The organism is Actinophytocola sp., assembly GCF_035712165.1.
Classification (GTDB): domain Bacteria; phylum Actinomycetota; class Actinomycetes; order Mycobacteriales; family Pseudonocardiaceae; genus DASYTH01.
Genome location: NZ_DASTBH010000176.1, coordinates 1 through 2601 on the forward strand (window position 1 = coordinate 1; position 2601 = coordinate 2601).

General features: G+C 70.3%; 3 protein-coding genes. 1 reads left to right on the forward strand and 2 read right to left on the reverse strand.

The features are described from left to right. The coding region (locus VFO68_RS09740; RefSeq protein WP_325157873.1) for a protein kinase domain-containing protein at positions 1-1326 on the reverse strand (1326 nt) is incomplete at its 3' end. A gap of 553 nt (positions 1327-1879) precedes the next feature. Between VFO68_RS09740 and VFO68_RS09745 the strand changes: the two genes are divergently transcribed. Beyond that, positions 1880-2215 carry an Rv2175c family DNA-binding protein gene (locus VFO68_RS09745; RefSeq protein ID WP_414635480.1) on the forward strand — a complete coding sequence of 112 codons (336 nt, stop codon included), beginning with the start codon at positions 1880-1882 and terminating at the stop codon, positions 2213-2215. Here VFO68_RS09745 and VFO68_RS09750 read toward each other — a convergent pair. Continuing rightward, on the reverse strand, positions 2184-2601 hold a 418-nt coding region (locus tag VFO68_RS09750; protein WP_325157875.1), incomplete at its 5' end, for a hypothetical protein. The two genes, VFO68_RS09745 and VFO68_RS09750, sit on opposite strands and share 32 nt — an antisense overlap.

The following is a 2601-nucleotide window of genomic DNA, read 5'->3' on the forward strand; positions in this document are numbered from 1 at the left end:
GGTGAGCTTGATCGTGCCGCCCTTGACTATCCGCTCACCCGGCCCCGGATCCTGGCCGAGCACGACGTCCTTGGCCACGTCCTCGCGGTAGATGCCCTCGGTGAAGGTCACATGCAACCCGGCCAGCTGGGCCTTGGAGACCGCCTGGTCGCGGGTGAGGGTCAGCAGCCCGGGGGCGGCCTCGAAGCGCCCGAACCCGAACCACCAGCCGCCCACGAGCAGGAGAACCAGCAGGCCGATCAGGCCGGCACCAAGGGCCTGCCGGCCGCGCTGCGTCGAGGTGATCTGCCCGTGGATGTCCTTGAGCTGGTTGACCATCGTGGTCTGTTTGCGCCGGGTGCGCGGCCGGGGCGGCGCCGCGACCGGCAGCCGGGCCCAAGACGGGCGCTGCTGCTCCACCACCATGGTCGGCTGCGCGATCGGCCGCATCCGCTGGGTGACCGCGTTTCCCGAGGCCAGGCCCTCACGGCCGGACTGGACCTGGGACAGCAGCGCCCCGGCGTCGGTGGGCCGGGCGCTCGGGTCGCGCCGGGTGGCGGACAGCACCAGCTCGTCCAGGGTGGGCGGGAGAGCCGCCGCGTAATGCGAGGGCGCCGGCACATCGCGGTCGACGTGCTGCCACGCGACGTCCACCGGGCGGTCGCCGTCATAGGGCACGCGGCCGGTGAGCATCTCGAAGAGCATGACACCGGCGCTGTAGACGTCGCTGCGGGGATCGGCGAAGCCGTCGGCGACAAGCTCGGGAGCGACATAGGCGACGGTCGCCATCAGGTGACCCGCCTCCGGGTCCTCGGCGGAGGCCTCGACCGCGCGGGCCAGGCCGAAATCGGCGACCTTCACCACCGCGTCGACCAGGCTGTTGCCGCTGGGAGCCTCGGCGACCAGGACGTTTTCCGGCTTGACGTCGCGGTGCACCAGACCGGCGCGGTGCGCCGCGGCCAGCGCCGAGAGCACCTGCTCCATCACGGCCAGCGCCTCGGCGGGCGTGAGCCGGCGCCGCTCGGCGAGGATGTCGCGCAGCGTGCGACCGCGCACATACTCCATCACCAGGTAGGGCAGACCGGCGTGGGTGCCCTGGTCATAGACGGCGACGACGTTGGGGTGGGTGAGCCTCGCCACCGTCTTGGCCTCGTCGGTGAACCGGTCGACGAAGGAGGCGTCGTTGCTCTGGCTGGGATGAATGATCTTCAGGGCGACCGTGCGGTCGAGCCGCTCGTCAAGCGCCGTATAGACCGTCGCCATCCCGCCTTTGGCCACACGGCCACGCACGCGGTAGCGCCGGTCGACAAGCGCCCCCAGTAGGGGGTCGGCCACCTGAGTACTCATTGCAGGCGAGTCTAAGTCAGGGGAGGCCCAACTTCGTACACCCCGCCGGTTTAAGGCATTGATCCGGAGATGAGGCGGGGGTCGGGTGGCGGCGCCGGCCCCTCCCCCCGCGGCCGCTCGCCGCGCGCCGCCGGTTCGGTCCCGGCCTGGCCGTCCGGATCGGGGCCTGGCGATTTCTGATCACACTGGCCGCGGGTAACCCGTTTCGGGGAACCGTTGCCCGGAAACAGCGCGCCGAAACCCGCTCGTCACCGCGAGGTAACCGCTGACCCCGGGGACCGGCAGCAGCACCGCCGCCGCGACGGCGTAGAACCGCCTTCGGCCGTCGACCGGCCGTCGATCGGCGGTCGATCGGCCGTCAACCGGGCACCGGCCCGGGCCGGCCTCGGGCCCGGTGGCGGCACCGGGTCGCGGCGCATGGATCGCTTGGCGCGCTTGGTTGTCTCGGCCGGCAGGTCCTAACCGATCGAACGGATCGCCCGGTCGATCTCCCGGCGCAAGGATTGCCAGGGGTTCATATGTCATCGCCACCAGCGCGTGGCAAGGTATTAACGTGTCCGAAAATGCGCGTTGGCTGACCCTCCCGGATGTGGCCGAGCGGCTCGAGATCTCCATCGTCAAGGTCCACCGGCTGATCAAGGAGGGTTCCCTGATCGCCGTTCAGCGGGACGGGGTCCGGCAGGTGCCGGCGGAGCTAGTCCGCAACGAAACGGTGCTCAAGCACCTCCCGGGCGTGTTGACTTTGCTGCACGATGCCGGTTTCACCGATGAAGAGGCGCTGAGGTGGCTCTATACCGCCGACGACTCCCTGCCCGGCACCCCGGCCGAGGCGCTCGGCGGTGACAAGGCACGCGAGGTCAAGCGGCGCGCCCAGGCCGTCGCTTTCTGACCGTCCTGATCGCTACGACGACCAGGACGGCCGTCACGGCATAGGCGCCGGGAGCCTTGGTGAGCGCCGGAATCCCCTGCCCGTTCGGCAGGGTGAGGAAGGTGCATATCAGCGTGGCTGTTAAAAGAATTTTCCTCGGTACCCGCACAGCCGCCAGAACGCCCAAAGGCACCAGGGCGTACCACGGGTAGAAAACCGGTCCCAGCAGCACCGTGGCCGCCAGCATCCAGGCACATGCCTCGAGGGCGCGCGTCCGGTCCAGCCATGCCATCCGCAGCAGGGCAACGCCGATGCCGGCGAGCACGACCAGGCCCAAGGCACGGGCGATCGGGATGGCCTGCGGGCCGGTGAGGTACCCGATGGCCATGCCGACGGCCGTGGGCACG